Raw genomic sequence first — 1,262 nt, forward strand, 5'->3', positions numbered from 1 at the left:
GTAGTAACCATCAGATTGGCAGAGCCCTCCTAATCAACCGGGAACCCCTACACCCCGCTCAATTCCGAAGCGCCGGTAACGTCGTAGGTCACGACGTAGGAACCAACCGTGTTGGTATCAACACCGGTCGCATCGATCACAATGCTGCCCGTGAGATCACCGTCATAGTTATCAGAAGCTGTCGCACCCAACTCGACATAGGGGCTGCCAACCTCAATGGTCTGCGGATCAGCCCCAGACAGTGTGATCACCGGCAAAGTGGTGTCGACCACATTCACTGTGCGGGTCACCTGCACAGCCGGGTTGCTCTGCGAGTCGATGACGTCATAAGTAACGACGTAGGAACCAACCACAGAAGTGTTGACCGGATTGACCGTCACGATGCCGGCCGTGATGTCACCGTCACCAACATCAAAGGCGGTAGCGCCAGCATCCACATACGGGGAGCCAACCTCAACCGTCACCGGATCCGATCCCAACAGGGTGATCACCGGAGCACCCGTGTCCACCACATTGACGGTCCGAGTCACCTGAACCGCAGCATTCCCGTTGGCATCCGAAACGTCATAGGTCACCGTGTAACTGCCGACTGTGTTGGTATCAACACCGGTCGCGTCGATGAGGATGCTGCCCGAAATATCCCCGTCATAGTTATCAGAAGCAGTCGCCCCCAACTCGACATAGGGGCTGCCCACCTCGATCGTCTGCGGATCTCCACCCACCAGGGTGATCACCGGAACAGTGGTATCAACCACATCCACAATCCGGGACACGGTGACGGCCGAGTTGCCGTTGGCATCAACAACGTCATACGTCACCGAATACGAACCAACGACTCCGCTGTTCACAGCAGTGGCGTCGATCACGATCGAACCCGAAATGTCCCCGTCGTAGTTATCAGAAGCCGTCGCACCTAGTTCAACGTATGGGCTGCCGACTTCGATCGTCTGCGGATCGACACCAGTCAATGTGATCACCGGCAAAGTGGTGTCAACCACATTGACTGTTCGGATGGCCGAACCCGGGTTGCCGTTTGCGTCGACAACGTCATAGAACACCGCGTACGAACCCACAGTGAAGACATCCACGGCGGTCGCATCGATCACGATCGAACCCGAAATATCACCGTCATAGGTGTCAGAAGCAGTCGCCCCCAACTCGACATACGGGCTTCCAACCTCGATGGTCTGCGGGTTGGCTCCTGTCAACGAGATCACCGGCACTGTCGTATCCACAACATCCACAATCCGGGACACGGTGAC

The 1,262-nt window shown here is 56.7% G+C and carries 1 protein-coding gene; it reads right to left on the reverse strand.

What is annotated here, in order from left to right; genetic code table 11:
• Positions 1–47 precede the first annotated feature (47 nt).
• On the reverse strand, positions 48–1,262 hold a 1,215-nt coding region (locus P1T08_18800), incomplete at its 5' end, for a DUF5011 domain-containing protein (protein MDF1598123.1).

The sequence above is a fragment of the Acidimicrobiia bacterium genome (genome assembly GCA_029210695.1).
In the GTDB taxonomy this organism is placed as follows: domain Bacteria; phylum Actinomycetota; class Acidimicrobiia; order Spongiisociales; family JAHEDJ01; genus JAHEDJ01.